The sequence below is a fragment of the Actinomadura sp. 6N118 genome, from assembly GCF_044326415.1.
GTDB lineage: Bacteria > Actinomycetota > Actinomycetes > Streptosporangiales > Streptosporangiaceae > Spirillospora.
This window is the reverse complement of sequence record NZ_JBIRAZ010000011.1, coordinates 35909-55006: the sequence shown is the minus strand read 5'-3', so window position 1 is coordinate 55006 and position 19098 is coordinate 35909. Positions and strand designations below refer to the sequence as shown.

Below are 19098 nucleotides of genomic sequence, written 5' to 3'. Positions count from 1 at the left end.
CCAGTATCGCCAGACGTAGACGATCACTAGGTTGAGGCGACATGAGAACGCGCTGGATGGTCCCCGCCCTAGCCATCGCCCTCGCCGCCACGTTGCCCTCGGGCGTTGCCAACGCGGCCACCCCGACCGCCAAGCCCGGCAAGGCGAAGCCCGGCAAGCCATGGCATCACGGCAAGGTGCGATGTGAGTTCACCCCGACGCCGGAGAACCCCGCCGCCAAGCCCGTCCGGCCGCCCCGGCCGTGGGCGAAGAAGCGGGGCACCGCCGAGGTGACGCTCAAGACGAACTTCGGCGACATCAAGATCAGGATGGACCGGCGGGCGACGCCCTGCACGGTGCACAACTTCATCAGCCTCGCACGGCAGCGGTTCTTCAACCGGACGCAGTGCTGGCGGCTGACGAACTCCGCGCGTCTGGGCGTGCTGCAGTGCGGTGACATCTACCGCGCAGAGGAGGGCGGGCCGGGCTACAAGTTCGACGACGAGCTCACCGGCAAGGAGACCTACCCGCGCGGCACCGTGGCCATGGGCAACTGGGGCCCCGACACCAACAGCAGCCAGTTCTTCATGGTGCACTCGCACGCCAACATCCCGCCCGCGTACACCGTGTTCGGCCGGGTCACCAAGGGCATGCACGTGCTCGACAAGATCGTCGCAGGCGGGATCATCCCCGGCCCGACCAACCCCCAGGACGGCCAGCCCAAGCACCCCGTCAAGATCCACCGAGTCCTCGTCCGCCACTGACCCCTAGGCTCCCGCCGCCCAGACCCCACCCTGGGCGCGGGAGCCAAACCCGAACTCGAAACCCTCCCACCCCCCACCCCGCGTCCACGCCGACGCCCACTGCCCGCCCACGCCCCTGCACCCGCCTCCGGGCCCGCGCCCGCGTCTGCACCCTCGCGTCTCTGTCCGCGCCCGCGTCAGACGCCCCACCCCCGCGTCTCTGGCCGCGTTCGTGTCCGCCCGCGCGCTTCTGGCCGCGTTCGTGTCCACGCCTGCGCCCGCATCCGCACCCGCGTCTGCGCCAGCGCCTGCGTCCGTCTCCGTGTCCGCGTCCGCTCTGTGCCCGCGCCTCCGCCAGTGCCCGCGCCCGCGACTGCACCACGCCCATTCCCGCACCCGCCCGTTCCTGCACCCGCCCGTTCCTGCACCCGCCCGTTCCTGCGCCCGCACCCGCCCGTTCTTGCGCCCGCACCCGCGCCTGGGCCCGCTATACGAGGGTTTGACGGGTCTCGGCTTGCCGTATAGCTTTATAGTCAAAGCTATTTTGATTGCAAAGCTAATGAAAGGAGGGCTGTGATGCCGCACTTCAACGTGCGACTGGTCGAGGAGGCCTTGGACGGCAAGGTCGAGGGGTTGCTCATCCGGGCGCTGACCGACGCCGTGGTCGAGGTCGTTGGCGAATGGGCGCGTGAACTCGTGGTCGTGGAGTTGTTCGGCGTACCCCGACAGCGTTGGGGCGTGGGCGGCGCGATGCCCGCCGACGATCCGCACGTCGTCACGCTGAACATGCGCGAGGGGGCGCTGGACGGATCGCGGATCCCCGACGCCCCGGCGCGCCTGATCGTGTCGATCACGAACGCGGTCGCCGAGGTCTTCGGCGAAGGTTCGCGGGCGGGTGTCAGCGTGACATTGGTCGGGGTGCCGCCGGGTCGTTCCGGTGTGGGCGGCGAGGTCGTGTAGCGGGGCCCGATGGCCGCGGCTGCATGCCGAGGCTGTCCGGGTTGAAAGCGCAGGCTGTCTCTGGCCTGCGCTTTCGTGCGTTCGGCGAAGAGGTGTTGTTGGCGACACCAACGTACTGCTAATGTTGGTATAGCCAACGTTGGATTCGCCAACGAATGCACGAGGGGGGACATGTCCGTCACGCTCAACCCGCAGATTCTCGGCCAGGCGGAGAACGCGCACCGGGCACTGCTGGACCACATCCTGACGCGCATGGATGCTGCGATCGGCTACGCCGAATGGGTCACCATCAAGGTCACCGCGGTCAGCGGCCCCGCGGCCCGTGACGAGATCGCCGCCCGGATCTCCGATGCCCTGAAGGTCGACAGCGCCACGACGATCGCCGCCCTCACCGGCGCCGGACTGCTGGCGGCGGACGACGAACTCGCCCTCACCCCGGAGGGGCGGGCGCTGCACGACCGGGTCAGCGCCGCCATCGGCGAAATCCTCTCCGACGTCTACGGCGAGGTCTCGACGGCGGACCTGGCCACCGCCGGCCGTGTTCTGACGACCGTCACCGCCCGCGTCAACGCCGCGCTGGCCGATTGCCCGGCACTGAGCGAAGGAGCAAGACCATGATCAAGCCGTTCCGTATCGACGTTCCGCAGGCCGACCTCGACGACCTTGCCGATCGGCTCGTCCGGACTCGCTGGCCCGACGAACTGCCCGACGCGGGCCGGGACTACGGCATCCCTCTCGCGCGCGTCAAAGAGCTCGCCGAGTACTGGCGTTCCGGCTACGACTGGCGTGCCCACGAGGCCGAGCTGAACGAGCTTCCGCAGTTCACGACCGAGATCGACGAGCAGACGATCCACTTCGTGCACGTTCGTTCGACCCGGCCTGACGCCTTGGCGCTCATTCTCGTCCACGGCTGGCCGGGCTCCTACCTTGAGTTCCTCGACGTGATCGAGCCGCTGTCACAGGACTTCCACCTGGTGATCCCGTCCATCCCTGGCTTCGGCTTCTCTGGGCCCACACGCGACCGCGGCTGGGATGTCGATCGGGTCGCCCGCGCCTTCGCCGAGCTGATGGAACGGCTCGGGTACGACCGGTACGGCGCGCAGGGCGGCGACTGGGGTTCGGGCATCGCCCGCGCGCTGGGCGCCGTCGCTCCGGACCATGTGGTCGGCGTGCACCTCAACTACCTGCCCACCCCTCCGCCACCCGTGCCAGGTGCCGAGGACGGGCTGTCCGACGACGACAAGGCACGCCTCGACAAGATCAAGCAGCTCGTCGCCCAGCGTCCCGGCTACCAGGTGCTCCAGGCGACGAGGCCGCAGACCATCTCGTACGCCCTGACCGATTCACCGGTTGCGCAACTCTCTTGGATCGTCGAGCGATTCGACGAGTGGACGGACCCGGCCTCGACGATCGCGCTCGACCGCATTCTCACGAACGTCGCGCTGTATTGGCTGACGGGCACTGCGGGCTCATCGGCCCGCCTGACCAGGGAGAGCGGCCTCGGTAGATCGTTGCCCTGCCCTGTGCCGGTCGGAGTCGCAGTCTTCGCACACGACATCACCCGGTCGATTCGTTCGTTCGCCGAGCAGGCCTACGGCCTCAACATCGTGCACTGGAGTGAGTTCGGCGAGGGAGGCCATTTCGCCGCCATGGAGGTCCCCGGCCACTTCGCCGGAGACGTGCGGGAGTTCTTCAAGGGGCTTGGATGACCCTGCGGTCAGAGTGAGAAGTGGGCCTGGATGGTGGTGCCGTCCGGGCCCGTGTGGACGCGCAGCAGGTCGGCGATGTAGTTGACCATGAGGAGGCCGCGTCCGCCCTTGCCGCTGAGCCCCACGGGCTTGCGGCCGGCCAGCGGGTCGGTGAGATGTCCCGCGTCGCTGATCTGGCAGACCAGGGCGCTGTCGGCCCAGATCTGCAGCGTGCCGCGGCCACCGCCGTGCCGGACCGAGTTGGCGGCCAGCTCGTTGACGGCGATCTCCAGATCACCGACGGCCGCGGCCGCCAGACCGGCGCGGGTGGCGATCTCGGCGGCGACCTCGCGCGCCTGGACGAGGTTGTCGACGTCGAAGTCCAGGATCACGTGATGCCGGGCGTTCGGTCCGGGCCGGGGGAGCGGCCGGTTGTAGGTCTGGAGCACCGTGCCCGGGTCGTACGCCGCGCTGACGGTGGTCTTGGCGTTGTCGATGACGGTCGGGTGCGTCAGCGTGGCGTCGTCGAGCACGCGCGGGCCGAGCTCGATCGCGTCGTACGGGCACAGGATCGTGACCGGCCGGCCGGTGAAGGCAAGGTTGATCAGCGCCTCGTGCTGGACGCACGCCGGGTACTCCATGGCCGAACGGCCGGCCCAGATCGGCTCCCCGATGATCCGTACGTGACCGGCGTCCCGGTGCGAGTCGGCGAAGGCACGGAGGACACCGGGGATGATGCGGCCGGGATTGCGGCCCGCCACCGTCATGTCGATCATCTTGACCTCGCCGGCGGCCGCGCCCAGCTCCTCGCGCAGCAACTCCAAGCGAGGGCCCGGCACCGCCACGGCGACGGGCTGGCCCGCCTCGAGGCCCTCTTTGATGAACGGCACGGTGCCGGCCACGTACTCGTCCGTCCCTCGGTAGAACATCGCGGGATGGACGAAGGGTTCGGCGGCGTCGAGAGTTGCACTCATGACTGGACCTTGATCTTGGGCACGCGCGAGTACAGCACGTCCATGATGCGTCGCATCGATTCGGGTGGGTTTTCCAGGTGGATGTGCTTGCCCGCGGGGAGTCGTTGCGCGGCGTTGACGAGGACGGCGACGCCACCGGAATCGCTGAAGACCACCTTCGAGAGATCGAGATGAACGTCGGTGCCACGGCTGATCAACGGTGTCAGATGCGATTCCAGGGTGTCGCGCGTGACCAGGCTGATTTCCCCCGCGATGCTCAGCCCCGCCCGTCCTGGCGTGGGTGAGCAGGTCAGGACCGCACGGCGCACGCGGCGGGGGATCCGCACGGGCGTTCCGTCGGCGGTGCCGTCGGCCGCCCTTCGTTCCGAACTCGACATCCTGCTCTTCTTTGCCCCTGTCCGCCGTGGTCAAACGTGTGATCGTCGCCGCACCGGCGGGCTCGACAGGAAAATATCACCGGGAGTGCTCAGCGCGTGAGCAACAATTACCTCGTCCGGTCGGATCCCGAAATTCGAAGTTCCCAAACCACCTGAAATGACCGCATCCGGTCGATGATCTGTGATGCCCGACAGGAATCGAATAACGTGAAAGAGGCCGGGCAATCAAGGTTGCCGACTCCTGGGCCCTGAGCTCCCCGAATCTCGTTTACGTGCAATTAATTAATTGCCTCGCTCCTGACAAACCCCCGCAGTCTGTGCTCATCTGCCTATGAGAGGCGCGATTCAAATGCTGTGGAGTTGACTTGTACGTGCCAGGTCACCTCGATCCGCATGCAGTAGAGGAAGTTCAGATCAGCTCGCTGTCGACCGGCGGTTCACCGCGACTCGACGGTGAGAATCTCGCGCACGTGGAAACGCTGGTCGCCTCCCAAGCGCAGCTTCCACCGATCATCGTGCACCGCCCCACCATGCGCGTCCTGGACGGAATGCACCGCCTCCTTGCCGCGAAACTCCAGGGACATCAGAAGATCGCCGTCAGATTCTTCGACGGCCCCGAGGAGGACGCGTTCGTCCTGGCCGTGAGATCGAACATCGCGCACGGCCTTCCCCTCTCCCTGGCGGACCGGAAGCATGCCGCCGAACGCGTGGTCACCTCACATCCCCAGTGGTCCGACCGCATGATCGCCTCGGTCACGGGCATCTCGGCCCGCACGGTCGCCGAGATCCGCAAGACCACCGCCCCCGCCACCACACGTATCGGATTGGACGGCCGGGTCCGTTCGACCGATGTGACCGAGGGCCGGCGGCTCGCTCAGGAGCTCATCACCAAGGACCCGGCCCTCTCGCTACGCCAGGTAGCCCGGGCAGCAGGAATTTCCCCGGAAACAGTCCGGGACGTGAAGAAACGGCTGTCGCGCAGTGAAGACCCTTTGCCCGACCGCTCGAAGCGGGGCACCCAATTGACCCGCCGCACCGGGAAGCTGGTGCCCTCGCCCACGACGGTCTTGGAGCGCCTGAGAGCCGACCCCGCCCTGCGGTTCAACCAGAACGGCCGCGATCTCTTACGGCTCCTGAACGTCCACACCCTCCGGACAGAGGACTGGCAAAAGCTGGCCGAAAGCGTCCCCTCACACTCCAGAGAATCAGTCGCCCACCTGGCGCGCGACACCGCACGCAAATGGCTGGAGTTCGCCGCACTTCTCGAACGCAACAAGCTACAACGCTGAAGCCAAGCCCAGCCAAGCCCAGCCAAGCCCAGCCAAGTCCAGCCCCCGCCAAGCCCAGCGGAATGTCCAAGTGTCCACCCCCTCAGTTGGACACAAGCCACCCATCGAGAGCCCGCCGCGACCACCGCGGCGGGCTCGATGATTGGTACCCCCCGTCGGATTTGAACCGACACCTAGTCCCTTTTAAGGGGACCGCCTCTGCCGATTGGGCTAAGGGGGCTTGGATAGGTCAATGGTAACCAATGGGAACCGGTCTGGAATAGCCGTTCGGGCGCCAATCGGTGGCCGAAAAGGGGCAGGTCACATGGCTAGGGAGACGTTGTTGGACAATGCCTGCCCATGAGAGGATCTACAAGGAGCCATTGTCGTCACCCTCGGTGGCCTAGAGAGGGCAGAGCGGCATCTTACGGACGCATCGGATCCGGAGTATCCGGAGCCCAGAAGAGACCCACATCGCCGAACCAGACATTAACGAACATAGTGGGAGTAGGTAGGCGTCTCCGGGCCGAAAGGTGCATCGCGTGCTGCCGGGGCTGGACTTGTCCACGGCGATCGTTCGGCATGCCGTCTTGTACGGGTATGGGCTTGTCGGTGATGTGACCTGCACGTCGTTCGTCTGCATGAGCGTTCTCCCCTGCGAATCGTCCCGCTGGACGGGCGGTGTACCTGTAAGAGCCGCCGACCACGGCCGCTGATACATCCCGGAGGTGATTCGCAGGTGACGAGCTTCGACCCGCCGCGTAAGTGAATCGTAAGATCCGCTACATGATCTTGGCGATAAGGTCGCTGAAAATGCTCCCCGGAAGAATGGACGATATTCAGTGACCATCGTCAGGAAGTGCCTCACCATCGCCGGACTTGCCGTCGCCATTACCGGCGCGGCGCAAGGGAGTGCGTTCGGTGCGGCCGCGGCCGGAACAGTCACGTCGCCATCGGGCAATGCCAGGTGCACCATCACCGAGTCGACGGTGGGAAGGAATCAGTCCTTCACCGTCAAGTGCTCGGGGACGACCATCCCGAAGGAATACATCGCGGTCCAGCTGGCCTGCAACAACGGCGCGTTCTACAATGACAATTTCGGCACCCTTAACAAGTCCACGAGAATCAAAGAGTACGTCACCTGCGGCAGGCAGGGCTTCCAGGACTTCGAGGTCCTGTTCCGGTACAACAACGGCAACGGCTGACCGCTCTTCCTCGTACGGAACACGACCGGGGTCCATCTCCCAGCAGGAGATGGACCCCGGGTTTCTCGGCCTGGCTCCACAATCTACGGTCGCGTTACACCCGTAGCGCGCTACTCGTTGAACTCGTTGCTCCAGATGCATTCGCTGCCGGGGCCGTCCCAGCACAGCCGCATCTGGTATGTGCCGCCGTTTCCGACGTTGTGGCCAGCCTTGTCGCAGCCCGAGTCGCCGCCGTCGTTGATTCTGAGCACGATTTTCTCATCACCGATCCACGGCTGGTACCAGACTTCGCCCGAGACGCCGCGACCGTCGGCCCTGGTGTCGCAGATCTTGAAGACGTCGCCGTCATCGATGAAGGTCAACGTGCCGCGGCCGGGCACGGTGATCTTCTTGTCGTCGGCCATCGCGGTGCCGGTGAAGCCGGCGATCGTCGCGACGGTGACGCCACCGACCACGGCGGCACGGGTGAGCCAGGACTTCAGCATGTGAGCCACTTTCACGTTAAACGGATAAAAACTCCGGAAGTCTAAGTGGGCAGTGATCATGACGTCAATATGGTGATGAGGCGTACGCGGTGACGAACCCCGGCAACGCGAACCGCGGCCGCCAGGACAGTGGCGGCCGCGGTGAGCGAGTGCAGGAAAAGGAACTGCTCAGGAGGTGAGCGTGACGTGAGTGGCCTTGTCGTTCCGCCAGTCTGCGAGCCCGTCGGCCTTGTACCAGCCTCGCGATTGGTGGACGAGGTAGCGGCCGGTCGAGTCGTACTCGTCGGTCAGAAAGCCCCAAGCCGCGCCCGACTGGTTGTTCTCGAGCGCGCTGACCTGCCGGTACGGCCAGCCGTAGTTCTCTAGATTGTACTTTCCGTAGTTGTAGAAATACTGCATCCTCCCGCCCTCGCGGTCCCAGAGGGCGTGCTCATATACGCAGTAGTTGCCGTAGGCGCAATGAGCGCGAGCGTATGTGGAAACGTCGCCATGACGCTTGGGGATCGGGAACGTCATGGTGGTTCCGGGCCACTCGATCTGGTTTTTGCCCTTCTGCTTACCGCCGTACTTGGCGATGTGCGCGTCAATCTTCTTCTGGAGATCGACGTCGTCATTCGCGAGGGATGCCGAGACATCTGACGCCTTCGAAGGGGTGGGTGATGGAGTCGCGGCATGCGCGGGAGACGCCCCCATCGCGATGAACCCGGCCGTCGCGAAATACAAAGCAATGCTGCTTCTTTTCATCATGTCCTCGTCGCAGATCCATCGATGACCCGGCCGGGTGCCATCACACGTACAGGGAACAATCCTTGCACCGTCGATCAAGGAGCTACGACCCTGATTACTGCCAATTTTCACCCCATCGCTGCCATTCGAGCGCAGAGTCGGCCATCGCCCTGGCTCGCCGGACATTCGCATCAGGCGCCGGACATTCGCATCAGGCGCCTGATGTTCCGGTAGTAGATCTTCTCGCGGTCGAGGTCGCGCACGTCGAGGGCGTCGATGACGCGGATCGTCTCGCGGATGTACATGGGCCCGCCTTCGGGGTCGAAGGGGCAGTCACTACCGAACACCACCTGGTCGGCGCCGAAGAATTCCAGGCCGCACCGGATGCCGATGTCGGAGCCGGACAGCGCGGTGTCGGCGTAGAAGCGGCGGAAGTAGTCCAGCGGCCGCTGCGGCAGCAGGTCCTGGTAGTCCTCATCGGCGGTGCGGCTGCCGAGCTGGTCGCTCCAACCCAAGCCGATGCGGCCCTCCAGGTACGGGATCATGGCCCCCATATGGTGGGTAATGATCTTGATGTCGGGATGGCGTTCGAACAGGCCGGAGAAGACCAGCCGGGACATGGCGACGCTGGTCTCGTACGGCCAGCCGAGCGCCCACCAGATCTCGTACTTGGACGTGTCCTCGGTGGCGTAGTCGGCGAAGGCGGGACCGCGGGCGGGATGCATCCAGACGGGCAAGTCGCGCCTGGCCATCTCGTCGAACAGCGGCTGGAACGCCGGATCGTCCAGGGGACGGCCGTTGACGTTGGTGAAGACCTGGACGCCGCGGGCGCCGAGATCATCGATGGCGCGGGCGAGCTCCTCCATGGCGGCGTCCGGGTCGTTCATCGGCAGGGAGGCGACGAACGCCGGGAACCGGTCGGGATGCTTCTCGCACAGTTCGAGCATCGACTCGTTGGCGAGCCGTGCCAGCGCCGCGGACTCGGGCGGGGCGGCGAGCAGCTCGATGGGCGGTGAGGACAGCGTGAGGATCTGCTGGTAGTCCTCGCCGAACTCGTCCATGATCCGCAGCCGCGCGTCGAGGTCGTGCAGCGCGGGCAGCTCCAGCCAGCGTTTGAGCGCGCGGGGGTTGACGGCCAGCTCGCGCATGCGCTCGAAGTAAGGGGCAGGCAGGATGTGGCTGTAGGCGTCGACCTTCATCAGTGTCCTCTCGTGGTCTTCGGAACCCAGCGGGTGACGCGGCGGTCGACGGCCTGCACGAGGCCGACGGCGCCCAGCGCGACGGCGATGACCACCAGGAGCACGGCCAGCACCTCGGCGCTGTCGAACCGTCCGCCCGCCTCGGTGACGACGTGGCCCAGGCCGACGACCGCGATGAACATCTCGCCGTTGATCATCCCGGTGACGGCGCGGCCGACGCCCAGCCGGACACCGGCCATGATCATGGGGAGGGCGGCCGGGAGCATGACGCGCAGCAATATCTGCCCTTCACCGGCGCCGTAGGAACGGGCCATCTCCACCAGGTGCCCGGGGACGGACTGGATCGCCGACGCGGTGTTGATGACGATGACGAACATCGCGTACATGACCACCACGGCGATGATCGAGCCGCGGCCCGCTCCCAGCAGGGAGAAGAAGACCGGTGCGAAGACCAGCGACGGGGCGGTGAGCAGCGCGTAGACATAGATGCCGAGAGCGGCCTCGACCCTGCGGTAGCGGCCCATGGCGACGCCGATGACCAGCCCGGCGACCAGCGAGATGGCGAACCCGACGGCGAGGTTGACCAGGCTGCCGCCCAGGCTGCCGAGGATCACCCCCTCGGCGGTGATGTCGGCGAGGCGGGCCAGCACCGTGCTCAGCGGCGGAAAGAACGACACGTCAGCGAGATGTCCGATCAGTTCCCACGCCGCAGCGCCGGCCGCCAGGCTGAGGGGGGCGGCGGGCAGGTGCCGCCAGGGCGACCGCCGGCGCTGGCGCTGGCGTGGCCGACGCATGCCGGGGCGTTCGGCCAGCGTGCTCATCCGGCCACCTCGGCGGGACGTTGCTCCTCGTGCATCTCTCGGAGCCGATCCCACAGGTAGGCGGTGATCTCGACGTATTGACCGGAGCGTTCGAGGGCACCGACGTCGCTGGAACGCGGCCGTTGCAACGGGACCGGAACGATCTCGGCGATGCGTCCGGGGCGGGCGCTCATCAGCACGACGCGGTCGCCCAACAGCACCGCCTCTTCCATGCTGTGGGTGATGAAGACGACGGTCATCCGGCGCTTCTCCCAGATCGTCAGGAGTTCCTCCTGCAGCAGACGGCGGGTCTGCTCGTCGACCGCGCCGAACGGCTCGTCCATCAACAGCACACGCGGCTGGACGGCGAGTGCGCGGGCGATGCCCACGCGCTGTTGCATGCCGCCCGACAGCTCGCCGGGGCGCTTGGTCTCGAATCCCGACAGCCCCACCAGGTCGATCAGCGAACGGGCGCGTTCCTGGCGTTCACTCCGGCCGACACCGCGCATCTTGAGCCCGAAGGCGACGTTGTCCAGCACTGTCGCCCAGGGCAGCAGCGCGAAGTTCTGGAACACCATGCCGCGGTCGGGACCCGGCCCGCGCACCGGTGTGCCGTCGATGAGGATGTCGCCGTCGTTCCAGGGGATGAGCCCCGCGATGGCCTTGAGCAGCGTCGTCTTCCCGCACCCGCTGGGCCCCAGCACGGTGAGGAACTCGTTCTCGGCCACGTCGAGGTCGACGTCCCGCAGCGCGTGGACGGTGTCGCCGTCCTGGCCGACGAAGGTCTTGCTCAGCCCACGGATTTCGATCACTGTGCGCTCCTTGCCGGATTCGTCTGAGCCCATCGGGTCAGCTTGCGTTCGCTCCACCGCGCGACGGAGATCAGCAGGAGCGCCTCCGCCAAAATGATCGCGATGGTGCCGTACATCTCCGCGGCCTCGAACAGGCCGCGATACTCCAAGATCAGCCCGCCCAGCGCGGTGGAGACCATGAGGAGTTCGACGATCACCATGCCGGTGACCGCGCGTCCCAGGCCCAGCCGGATCCCCGTCATGATCGCGGGCAGCGCGCCGGGCAGCAGGATCCGCGTCCAGATCTGCCGTTCCGTGGCGCCGAACGAGCGGGCCATCTCGATCAGCGACGGGTCCACCTGGCGGACGCCGGCGCGGCTGTTCACCACCACCATCACGATCGAGAAGATCGCGACGAGGATGACGCGCGAGGCCAGCCCGAATCCCACCGACATCACCAGCAGCGGGATGATCGCGGCCATCGGGGTGACCAGCAGGATGTTGAGGTAGACGTCCGCGAAGCGCTCCAGCGTCCGGAACCGGCCGAGCACGATGCCCGCGGGCACGCCGACGACGACCGCGATGGCGAAGCCGAGCACCAGCGCCTGGTTGCTGGCGTACATCGCCCGCCACAACTCGGCGGTGCCCAGCAGCCTGGCCGTCGCCTCGACCGTTTCGGCGAAGGTGGGGATGAGCAGCCCGCCCCGCGTTCGGGCGTACAGTTCCCAGCCCACGGCGAAGACGGCGAAGGTCAGGAACTGGTACAGCGGGGCGGCGTCCACGAGCCGCCGCAGCGGCGCGGGGCGCTGCTCGGGCTGGGGACCGGCCCGGAAGCCGGAGGTGCGGAAGCCGGAGTCGCGGCGCGGTCCCCGGTGCCTCGTCACGGTGCTCATGCCGCCGCCCTGAGGAAGGTCAGGTCTGCCGCGTCGCGCGGGGTCATGCCCCGCTCGATCACGCCGGCCCGGACGAAGAAGTCGATGGTGCTCTGGACGTTCCGCTCGGTCAGCGCCCCGGCGTTGAACAGCTTCGCCTGGGCGTACCGCCGGGCGACCTCGGCGACCTCGGCGGCGTCCTCATCGGGCAGGTACTTGGCCACCAGTGCCACCAGATGCCGCGGATCGGCGTTGATCTTGGAGTGCTCGCTCACCAGGGCGCTCACGAACGCCTGAGCCGCCCCGCGGTACGAGGTGAGGAACCCGGCGTTGGCGTAGACGGTCTGCGGGCGCAGATCGGGCAGATTCTTGGCGAAGTCGACGATCTGGGTGAACCGGCCCCCGCCCGATGACTCCAGGGCGACCACGTCGGAGATCTCCAGCGGCGTGGCGTCGATCTCACCCGCGACGAGGGCATGAGCGCGCACGTCCGACCCGCCGATGGTCAGGTAGTCGGGCCGCTTGCCCGCGCCGCACTGGGCGGCCACCCACTCCTTGGTCATGGCGGTCGCCACCGCGCCCTTGCTGTAGATCCCGAACGGGCGGCCGCGCAGGCCGTCGCAGGAGGAGATCCCGCGCTTGCCGTAGATCGCCCACTGGTTGCCGACGCCATCGGCGATGAGCTTGATGGGGGCCTTCTTCTGGATCGCGATCAGCGCCGGGCTCGTCGCCTCCGCTGAGATCGCGTAATCGCCCTTGGCCAGCCCTTCGATCGCCAGTTCCGGCTCGGCCAGCTCGACCACCTTGACCCGGTGCCCCGCCCGGCGGACGGTGTCGATGGCCGCCAGGATCGGGACCGTGGTGATGTCCGGCTCGATGACCGCGACCGTGAACGAGACCGTTCCGTCCGCATTGGTGCGCGCACCTCCACCGCCGCCGCACGCGGCCACGGTGCATAGGGCCACGAGCGCGGCGATCCGTTTCAGATGAGTCCCGGCGTGCATGGCTCTCCTCCTTGACGCGAATCCGTGTCTTGGTCGAGGTCAGCGGCTAGGCAAACGTATTCCTTCCCCGGCATGTTAGTAAGCCGTGGCGCGCGTTCGTCAAGTGTTAACCGCAGGTAAAACGCTCAGTAATGTCCCGACTCGCTCGCTGACCTGGGCCGAGTCGTGCTAGAAATAGGAAAACGTTGTCCTAAGGAGTGTGCCGGTGAGTTCGCTGGTGGAGGTCGCACGTGCGGCGGGAGTGTCCGTGTCCACCGCGTCGCGGGTGCTGAACGGCTCCAGCCATCCCATCTCGGCCAAGACCCGCGCCAAGGTCATCGCCGTGGCCGAGCAACTGGGCTACTCGCCCAGCGCCCTGGCGCGCGCGCTGGTCTCCCGCAGCAGCCGCCTGATAGGCGTCCTCGTCAGCGACATCGTCAACCCGTATTTCTCCGTCATCGCCCGCGGCGTGGACGACGTGACCAGCCGGGCCGGCTACGTCACCATGCTCTCCAACGTCGACAGGCGCACCACGACGGAGATCAACCGGCTGCAGACCATGCGGGACTACCGCGCCGCCGGAGTCATCTTCGCGGGCAGCGGCCACGTCGACGACCCGCACGCACCCGAACTGGCCAAGGCGGTCCGCCAGGCGCAGGACCAGGGCGTCCAGATCATGTCGCTCACCATGCGCGACATCGGGTGCCCGGTCGTCACCGCCGACAGCCGGGCCGCCGCGTACGCCGTCACCGACCACCTCATCTCGCTCGGCCACCGCCGGATCGCGTTCATCGAGGGACCGGCCGGCATGATCGCCTCCCGCCAGCGCCGCGATGGTTTCCTCGCGTGCATGAGCGACGCCGACCTCGCCGAGTCCGCGCGATGCCATCCCGGCGGCTTCGACTATGAGGCCGGGCACACCGCCGCCATGCGGCTCCTCGCCCATCCGCCGCTGCCCGACGCGATCCTCGCCGCGAACGACGAGGCCGCCGTCGGCGCGCTCCACGCCCTCCGGCAAGCGCGCATCGACGTGCCCGGCCAGATCTCCGTCGCCGGCATGGACGACCTCAGGGTCGCCCAGTTCGTCGGCTTGACCACGGTCAGCCTGCCGCTGTACGAGATGGGCGCCATGGCCGCCCGCCGCATCATCGATGCCTCACCCGGCACCGACAGCACGGCTCTCACAGTCCTGAGCCACCGGCTCATCCCACGTGAAACCACCGCCCCACGCCAGAGCTGACTCAACCGGCCCGCGCTAGAGCTGATGCGATCGGGCCGCGCCAGGCTGCTGTAACCGGCCCGCGCCAGCGCTGACTCGACCGGGCCGCGCCAGGGCTGACTCGACCGGGCCGAGCTAGAGCTGATGCGATCGGGCCGCGCCAGGCTGCTGTATCCGGGCCGCGTCAGGGCTGATTCGATCGGCCCGCGCTAGAGCTGGCTTGACCGGGCGCCCCGGTTGCCGGGCGGCGCCCGGCGACACCCGTGGATTCGAGGTGGTGTCTGGTGGGAAGCGCCTTCAACTAGGACGTGGCAGCGCGTGCGTTTCCTTCCTATGACGTTGAATCTCTAGTGCTAGCGCTTGCAGTTCTGTGCTCGATCCGTGTGGGTTGCTACGCGATATGCTGCGGCTCGCAACAGGTGTGTGGTGGGAAGGTGCCGATGCCGTCTGAAGGCCGCCCGGTCCGTCTCAAGGACGTCGCGGATCATGCCGGGGTCTCGTTGGCCACGGCCTCCCGCATGCTGAGCGATGCGGACTACAAGGGGCGGGCCGCGTTGCGCGACCGGGTTCTGGCGGCCGCGTCCGAGCTCGGTTACCGGCCGAATCTGCACGCACGCGCCCTCGCCAGCTCCACCTCGACCAGCGTGGGCCTCGTCGTGCACGACGTGCGCGACTCCTACTTCGCCATGATCGCAGGAGGCGTGATCGAGGTCGCCGAGGCGCACGACCTGCTGGTGACCATGGTGTGCACATATCGGGACCCGCAGCAGGAGCTCAACTATCTCCGCCTGCTCAGCACGCAGCGTCCCCGCGCCATCGTCCTCGCCGGCAGCTCGTTCTCCGACCGGGCCCACGCGACCGCGATGACCGAGCAGCTGGCGGCGTACCAGGCCGCCGGGGGAGCGATCGTGTCGGTGACACGGGGACGCAAGATCGGGCACCTCGTCAAGATCGGCAACGTGGAGGCCGCCCGTCGGTTCGCCCACCGGCTCGTGGACCTCGGGCACACCTCGTTCGGTGTGATCTCCGGCCCGGCCAAGCTCATGTCGGTGAGTGACCGCCTGCGCGGGTTCCGGCTCGGTCTTGAGGACCGGGGCGTCCGGCTCGACCCCGGCTCGATCGTCCGCGTGGACCTGTCCCGGGACGGCGGCGCCCGCGGCGCCCGCCTGCTGCTCGACCGCCCCGACCGGCCGACGTGCGTGTTCGGGGTCGCCGACGTCGTGGCGGTCGGCGCGATGGCGTGGATCAGGTCCGCAGGTCTGCGTGTCCCGGCCGACGTCTCGGTCGCCGGGTTCGGGGGGACGCCCCTGGCCTTCGACGCCGTGCCGGTGCTGACGACGGTCGAGCTCCCGCTCGAACGCATCGGCCGGGTGGCCATGGAGCTCGCGCTCCTGCCCGGAAGCGAGCCGCGCCACACCGTGGAGATCGATGGCGCCGTGGTGATGCGGGACAGCACGGCACCGCCCCGCCGCTGACCGCCGGTCAGCCGAGCACACTCGCCGTGAAACGCTCCTTGATCACGCGGATCACCTCGTCCGGCGGGGACGACCACACGTTCTCGTTGAAGATCTCCACCTCGATCGGCCCGTCGTAGCCGGTGGCGTCGACGGCACGGGTGATCCCCCGCAGGTCGATCACGCCTTCGCCGGGCAGGCCCCGGCCGAAGACCGGGTGCGGCTGCGGCACCAGCCAGTCGCACACCTGGTAGCCGATGATCCGGTCGCCGGCGCGTTCGATGCCCTCGGCGAGCCGCGGGTCCCACCACACGTTGTAGGTGTCGATCGCGATGCCGACCTCGTCGGGCCCGAACGGCTCCGCCAGTTCGACGGCCTGGTCCAGGGTCACGATGACCGATCGCTCGGCGCACATCATCGGATGCAGCGGTTCCAGGGCGAGCCGCACCCCGCGTTCCGCCGCGTAAGGCACCAGCTCGACCAGGCCGTCGCGGACGGCCGCGCGTGCGGCCGGAAGATCACGATTGTCTGCCACCCCGCCGCACACCAGGTACAGGACGTCGGCGCCGAGCCGGGCTGTCATGTCGATCGCCCGCTCGTTGTCCGCCCGGCCGGCCCACGATCGGTCGGGGCTGTTGCCGGTGAAGAAGCCGGCGCGGCAGACGCTGGAGACTGAGACGCCGTGGTCGGCGAGAACGCCGGCGGCCTTGTCCACGCCGATTTCTGCGACGCTGTCCAGCCACGCGCCCACGTGGCCGATGCCGTGGCGTGCGCATCCGCGCACTGTCTCCTCGAAAGTCCAGCTCTTCACCGTGATCTGGTTGATGCTCAGCCGTTCCGTTGCGGCGGCGGGTGACAGGCCGTCCGTGGCTCCGGCGCGTTCGGGGAGCGGAAAGGTCTCCGTCATGAGGCCGGGACTTCCAGGTCGGGAACGTCGATCCAGCGACGCTCGCGCCACGACCGCAGCGCGAGTTCGGCGAGCTGAACGCCCTTGGCCCCTTCGAGCAGGTCCCAGCCGAAGTCAGCGTCCTCGACGACGTGGCGGAGGAACATCTCCCACTGAACGCGGAACGCGTTGCCGAAGACCTCGTTGTCGGGAACCTCCGCCCAGCCCGCACGGAAATCGATCGGGTTGGGGATGTCGGGATTCCAGACGGGCATCGGGGTGTTGGCGCGCGACTGCACGCGGCAGTCGCGCAGCCCCGCGATGGCGCTGCCCAGGGTGCCGTCGAGCTGCCACTCGCCGATCTCGTCGCGGTACGGGCGGGTCGCCCACGAGGTGGTGAACTGCGCCAGGACGTCGTTGTCGAACTGGAACATGCCGTACGCCGCGTCCTCAGCGGTCGCCGCGTACTCCTCGCCGTTCTCGTCCCAGCGACGAGGGATGTGGACCTGGCCATGGCAGAGCACGGACCTGACCGGGCCGATGACGTCGTCGAGCACGTACCGCCAGTGCGGGTACATGTCCATGATCAGGCCGCCGCCGTCCTCCTTGCGGTAGTTCCACGACGGCCGGTTGAGGTGCTGCCAGTCACCCTCGAAGACCCAGTACCCGAAGTTCAGCCGGAAGCTGAGGAGGTCTCCGAAGAAGCCGCCGTCAATCAGCCGCTTCAGCTTGCGGATTCCAGGCAGGAACAGCTTGTCCTGGACGACCCCGTGCTTGATACCGGCGGCGTCGGCGAGCCGGACCAGTTCGAGCGCCTCCTCAAGGTCGCCGGCGGTCGGCTTCTCGCAGAAGACGTGCTTGCCGGCGGCGATCGCCTTCCTGACGGCCTCGGCGCGCAGGCTGGTGAGCTGGGAGTCGAAGTAGATCGTGTCGTCCGGATCGTCGAGGGCCTCGTCGAGGCTGGTGGTCCAGCGTTGGACGCCGTAGCGGGTGGCGAGCGCTCGGAGTTTGGCGGCGTCGCGGCCGACGAGGATGGGATCGACCACGAGCCTGCGCCCGTCGGCGAGGGGAAGCCCGCCCTCGTCCCTGATGGCGATGATCGATCGGTCGAGATGCTGGCGGGTCCCCATCCGCCCGGTGACGCCGTTCATGATGACGCCCACGCGAACCTGATCCATGCCGCCTCCTTCGTGAGATGAATCTGAGGTAAAACTGCAAGCGCTTTCTATCCTTGGCGAGATTTCCCTGTCAAGGGCGCCGGAACGTCACGCACCGGAACGTCATGCGCAGGAGCGTCACGCACCGGAACGTCACGCACCGGTCAGCAGGCGATGCGCGGTTGTGCCCAGGACGGCCGCGACCTGCTCACCGGACAGGCGTTCGCCCGCGGCGGCCCTGGTGACGGCCCTGACCGGGTCCGCGCATCCCGTTGGGAACGGGTAGTCGCTGCCGAGCATCACGCGGTCGGCGCCCGCGAAGTCGATCAGCCAGGACAGGGCCTCGGGTGAGTGGGTCAGAGAGTCGAAGTAGAGCCGCCGCAGATACTCACTCGGCACCGCCGCAGCAGGGCTGACCGCCGCACCAGGGCCGGACACCGTAGCAGGGCTGACCGCCGCACCAGGGTCGACCGCCGCCTCAGGGTCGGACGTCGGCTCAAGGGCTGCGATCGCGTCAAAACGTCCTGCGGCATAGGGCAGGAACCCGCCTCCATGGACGACGCAAAGGCGCAGGTCAGGGAAACGGTGGAGCGTCCCGGCCAGCGCCATGGCGCCCACGGCCGCTGTCGACTGGGCGGGATTGTCCACGATGTCGGTAAGGCGCGAGAAGACGACCCCGGCGGGCGAGGCCGGTCTCCACGGATGGAGGAGCACCAGCGCCCCGGTGTCGCTCGCCGCGTCCCAGAACGGATCCCAGTCGATCTCGTGAAGGGCCGGCCCCGCCCCGCCGAGGCCGATCTCGGCTCCCTGGAAACGACCGGTGTCCAGGCAGCGGAGCAGCTCGTCGGCGGCGGAGGCGGGGTCGCGCCGGTCCAGCAGGGCCAGGGCCCGAAGACGAGAGGGGGCGTGGTCGACCAGGTCGCCGAGGGAGTCGTTCACCATCCGGACGAACCGCGCGGCGTCGTGGAGCCCGATCTCGTCGGGGGTCAGCTCCATCCACGGCGAGACAAGCTGGACGTCCACTCCCATCCGGTCCATCGCGGCGAGCCTGCGGGACGGATCGGTCAGCCCCTCGCCGATCGGCGGCGTGACGCGGCCGCCGATGTCGAGGTGGATTCCGTCCGCGTCCTCCCGTACGGCCACGCCCGGCCGCTCGTTCCGCAGGCGCTCGTTCCGTGGGCGCTCGTCCCGCAGGCGCTCGATCAGGGTGTGCGGCACGGCGTGGGCGTGCACGTCGATGACCGGGGTGTTCTCCCGGCCCGGTCTTGCCATGGCGTCCATGCCGTGAGAATGTACATCAAAACTGAAAGCGCTCTCAGAAGGGAACGGCTG

Annotated in this window: 20 protein-coding genes and 1 tRNA gene; 8 read left to right on the top strand and 13 right to left on the bottom strand. The window is 67.7% G+C overall.

Annotated elements, in window-relative coordinates; all coding sequences use genetic code 11:
• The first annotated feature begins 41 nt into the window (after nt 1–41).
• From ACH34W_RS27465 to ACH34W_RS27450, 4 genes are all read left to right on the top strand, one after another.
• Nucleotides 42–743: a peptidylprolyl isomerase gene (locus ACH34W_RS27465; protein WP_395963976.1), complete on the top strand. Its 702-nt coding sequence runs from the start codon at nt 42–44 to the stop codon at nt 741–743.
• A 555-nt stretch (nt 744–1298) separates the two neighbouring features.
• Complete coding sequence (locus ACH34W_RS27460) at nt 1299–1682, top strand: 4-oxalocrotonate tautomerase family protein (RefSeq protein ID WP_395963975.1); 384 nt, start codon at nt 1299–1301, stop codon at nt 1680–1682.
• 171 nt (nt 1683–1853) lie between these two features.
• The gene (locus ACH34W_RS27455) at nt 1854–2300 is read left to right on the top strand and encodes a hypothetical protein (RefSeq protein WP_395963974.1); all 447 of its coding nucleotides are present in this window, start codon (nt 1854–1856) and stop codon (nt 2298–2300) included.
• Nucleotides 2297–3391, top strand: a complete 1095-nt coding sequence (locus ACH34W_RS27450) for an epoxide hydrolase family protein (protein WP_395963973.1) — start codon at nt 2297–2299, stop codon at nt 3389–3391. Before ACH34W_RS27455 ends, ACH34W_RS27450 begins: the two co-directional genes overlap by 4 nt.
• Nucleotides 3392–3399: 8 nt before the next feature.
• Here ACH34W_RS27450 and ACH34W_RS27445 read toward each other — a convergent pair whose 3' ends face one another.
• Together ACH34W_RS27445 and ACH34W_RS27440 are read right to left on the bottom strand one after the other, a co-directional pair.
• Nucleotides 3400–4344 carry an anti-sigma factor RsbA family regulatory protein gene (locus tag ACH34W_RS27445; RefSeq protein WP_395963972.1) on the bottom strand — a complete coding sequence of 315 codons (945 nt, stop codon included), beginning with the start codon at nt 4342–4344 and terminating at the stop codon, nt 3400–3402.
• Nucleotides 4341–4670 (bottom strand): lipid asymmetry maintenance protein MlaB, encoded by a 330-nt coding sequence (locus ACH34W_RS27440; RefSeq protein ID WP_395963971.1) that lies wholly within the window; start codon nt 4668–4670, stop codon nt 4341–4343. Before ACH34W_RS27440 ends, ACH34W_RS27445 begins: the two co-directional genes overlap by 4 nt.
• Nucleotides 4671–5092: 422 nt before the next feature.
• Between ACH34W_RS27440 and ACH34W_RS27435 the strand changes: the two genes are divergently transcribed.
• Nucleotides 5093–6010, top strand: a complete 918-nt coding sequence (locus ACH34W_RS27435) for a ParB N-terminal domain-containing protein (RefSeq protein ID WP_395964249.1) — start codon at nt 5093–5095, stop codon at nt 6008–6010.
• 143 nt (nt 6011–6153) lie between these two features.
• Here the strand turns inward: ACH34W_RS27435 and ACH34W_RS27430 are convergent.
• Nucleotides 6154–6230: transfer RNA gene (locus ACH34W_RS27430), tRNA-Leu, on the bottom strand.
• A 601-nt stretch (nt 6231–6831) separates the two neighbouring features.
• Here ACH34W_RS27430 and ACH34W_RS27425 point away from each other — a divergent pair.
• Entirely contained in the window at nt 6832–7194 is a 363-nt protein-coding gene (locus tag ACH34W_RS27425; protein WP_395963970.1) for a hypothetical protein, read from the top strand.
• A gap of 110 nt (nt 7195–7304) precedes the next feature.
• On the opposite strand, the gene ACH34W_RS27420 is transcribed toward ACH34W_RS27425, so the two are convergent.
• The 7 genes from ACH34W_RS27420 to ACH34W_RS27390 form a co-directional block, all read right to left on the bottom strand.
• Nucleotides 7305–7739, bottom strand: coding sequence for a hypothetical protein (locus ACH34W_RS27420; RefSeq protein ID WP_395963969.1), 435 nt, complete (start codon nt 7737–7739; stop codon nt 7305–7307).
• A 108-nt stretch (nt 7740–7847) separates the two neighbouring features.
• On the bottom strand, nt 7848–8426 hold the full coding sequence (locus tag ACH34W_RS27415; protein WP_395963968.1) for a hypothetical protein: 579 nt from the start codon (nt 8424–8426) through the stop codon (nt 7848–7850).
• Between the two features lie 170 nt (nt 8427–8596).
• On the bottom strand, nt 8597–9604 hold the full coding sequence (locus tag ACH34W_RS27410; RefSeq protein WP_395963967.1) for an amidohydrolase family protein: 1008 nt from the start codon (nt 9602–9604) through the stop codon (nt 8597–8599).
• Nucleotides 9604–10425: an ABC transporter permease gene (locus ACH34W_RS27405; RefSeq protein WP_395963966.1), complete on the bottom strand. Its 822-nt coding sequence runs from the start codon at nt 10423–10425 to the stop codon at nt 9604–9606. The genes ACH34W_RS27410 and ACH34W_RS27405 overlap by 1 nt, the downstream gene beginning before the upstream one ends.
• The gene (locus tag ACH34W_RS27400) at nt 10422–11216 is read right to left on the bottom strand and encodes an ABC transporter ATP-binding protein (protein WP_395963965.1); all 795 of its coding nucleotides are present in this window, start codon (nt 11214–11216) and stop codon (nt 10422–10424) included. Before ACH34W_RS27400 ends, ACH34W_RS27405 begins: the two co-directional genes overlap by 4 nt.
• Entirely contained in the window at nt 11213–12088 is an 876-nt protein-coding gene (locus ACH34W_RS27395) for an ABC transporter permease (RefSeq protein WP_395963964.1), read from the bottom strand. The genes ACH34W_RS27400 and ACH34W_RS27395 overlap by 4 nt, the downstream gene beginning before the upstream one ends.
• Nucleotides 12085–13071, bottom strand: coding sequence for an ABC transporter substrate-binding protein (locus tag ACH34W_RS27390; RefSeq protein WP_395963963.1), 987 nt, complete (start codon nt 13069–13071; stop codon nt 12085–12087). The genes ACH34W_RS27395 and ACH34W_RS27390 overlap by 4 nt, the downstream gene beginning before the upstream one ends.
• A gap of 205 nt (nt 13072–13276) precedes the next feature.
• On the opposite strand from ACH34W_RS27390, the gene ACH34W_RS27385 reads away from it, so the two are divergent.
• The gene (locus ACH34W_RS27385; RefSeq protein ID WP_395963962.1) at nt 13277–14290 is read left to right on the top strand and encodes a LacI family DNA-binding transcriptional regulator; all 1014 of its coding nucleotides are present in this window, start codon (nt 13277–13279) and stop codon (nt 14288–14290) included.
• A 419-nt stretch (nt 14291–14709) separates the two neighbouring features.
• Nucleotides 14710–15744 (top strand): LacI family DNA-binding transcriptional regulator, encoded by a 1035-nt coding sequence (locus ACH34W_RS27380; protein ID WP_395963961.1) that lies wholly within the window; start codon nt 14710–14712, stop codon nt 15742–15744.
• A gap of 7 nt (nt 15745–15751) precedes the next feature.
• On the opposite strand, the gene ACH34W_RS27375 is transcribed toward ACH34W_RS27380, so the two are convergent.
• The 3 genes from ACH34W_RS27375 to ACH34W_RS27365 form a co-directional block, all read right to left on the bottom strand.
• Nucleotides 15752–16630, bottom strand: a complete 879-nt coding sequence (locus ACH34W_RS27375; RefSeq protein WP_395963960.1) for a sugar phosphate isomerase/epimerase family protein — start codon at nt 16628–16630, stop codon at nt 15752–15754.
• Nucleotides 16627–17787 (bottom strand): Gfo/Idh/MocA family protein, encoded by a 1161-nt coding sequence (locus ACH34W_RS27370; RefSeq protein WP_395963959.1) that lies wholly within the window; start codon nt 17785–17787, stop codon nt 16627–16629. The genes ACH34W_RS27375 and ACH34W_RS27370 overlap by 4 nt, the downstream gene beginning before the upstream one ends.
• 132 nt (nt 17788–17919) lie before the next feature.
• Nucleotides 17920–19047: an amidohydrolase family protein gene (locus ACH34W_RS27365; protein ID WP_395963958.1), complete on the bottom strand. Its 1128-nt coding sequence runs from the start codon at nt 19045–19047 to the stop codon at nt 17920–17922.
• Nucleotides 19048–19098: the final 51 nt, after the last annotated feature.

Bases quoted from the DNA above. Each gene is read 5' to 3' on its own strand.
- ACH34W_RS27415 (WP_395963968.1), bottom strand. From the start codon at position 8,426: ATGATGAAAAGAAGCAGCATTGCTTTGTATTTCGCGACGGCCGGGTTC.
- ACH34W_RS27370 (WP_395963959.1), bottom strand. From the start codon at position 17,787: ATGGATCAGGTTCGCGTGGGCGTCATCATGAACGGCGTCACCGGGCGG.
- ACH34W_RS27405 (WP_395963966.1), bottom strand. From the start codon at position 10,425: ATGAGCACGCTGGCCGAACGCCCCGGCATGCGTCGGCCACGCCAGCGC.
- ACH34W_RS27420 (WP_395963969.1), bottom strand. From the start codon at position 7,739: ATGATCACTGCCCACTTAGACTTCCGGAGTTTTTATCCGTTTAACGTG.
- ACH34W_RS27380 (WP_395963961.1), top strand. From the start codon at position 14,710: ATGCCGTCTGAAGGCCGCCCGGTCCGTCTCAAGGACGTCGCGGATCAT.
- ACH34W_RS27455 (WP_395963974.1), top strand. From the start codon at position 1,854: ATGTCCGTCACGCTCAACCCGCAGATTCTCGGCCAGGCGGAGAACGCG.
- ACH34W_RS27395 (WP_395963964.1), bottom strand. From the start codon at position 12,088: ATGAGCACCGTGACGAGGCACCGGGGACCGCGCCGCGACTCCGGCTTC.
- ACH34W_RS27390 (WP_395963963.1), bottom strand. From the start codon at position 13,071: ATGCACGCCGGGACTCATCTGAAACGGATCGCCGCGCTCGTGGCCCTA.
- ACH34W_RS27375 (WP_395963960.1), bottom strand. From the start codon at position 16,630: ATGACGGAGACCTTTCCGCTCCCCGAACGCGCCGGAGCCACGGACGGC.
- ACH34W_RS27450 (WP_395963973.1), top strand. From the start codon at position 2,297: ATGATCAAGCCGTTCCGTATCGACGTTCCGCAGGCCGACCTCGACGAC.
- ACH34W_RS27445 (WP_395963972.1), bottom strand. From the start codon at position 4,344: ATGAGTGCAACTCTCGACGCCGCCGAACCCTTCGTCCATCCCGCGATG.
- ACH34W_RS27465 (WP_395963976.1), top strand. From the start codon at position 42: ATGAGAACGCGCTGGATGGTCCCCGCCCTAGCCATCGCCCTCGCCGCC.
- ACH34W_RS27410 (WP_395963967.1), bottom strand. From the start codon at position 9,604: ATGAAGGTCGACGCCTACAGCCACATCCTGCCTGCCCCTTACTTCGAG.
- ACH34W_RS27460 (WP_395963975.1), top strand. From the start codon at position 1,299: ATGCCGCACTTCAACGTGCGACTGGTCGAGGAGGCCTTGGACGGCAAG.
- ACH34W_RS27365 (WP_395963958.1), bottom strand. From the start codon at position 19,047: ATGGACGCCATGGCAAGACCGGGCCGGGAGAACACCCCGGTCATCGAC.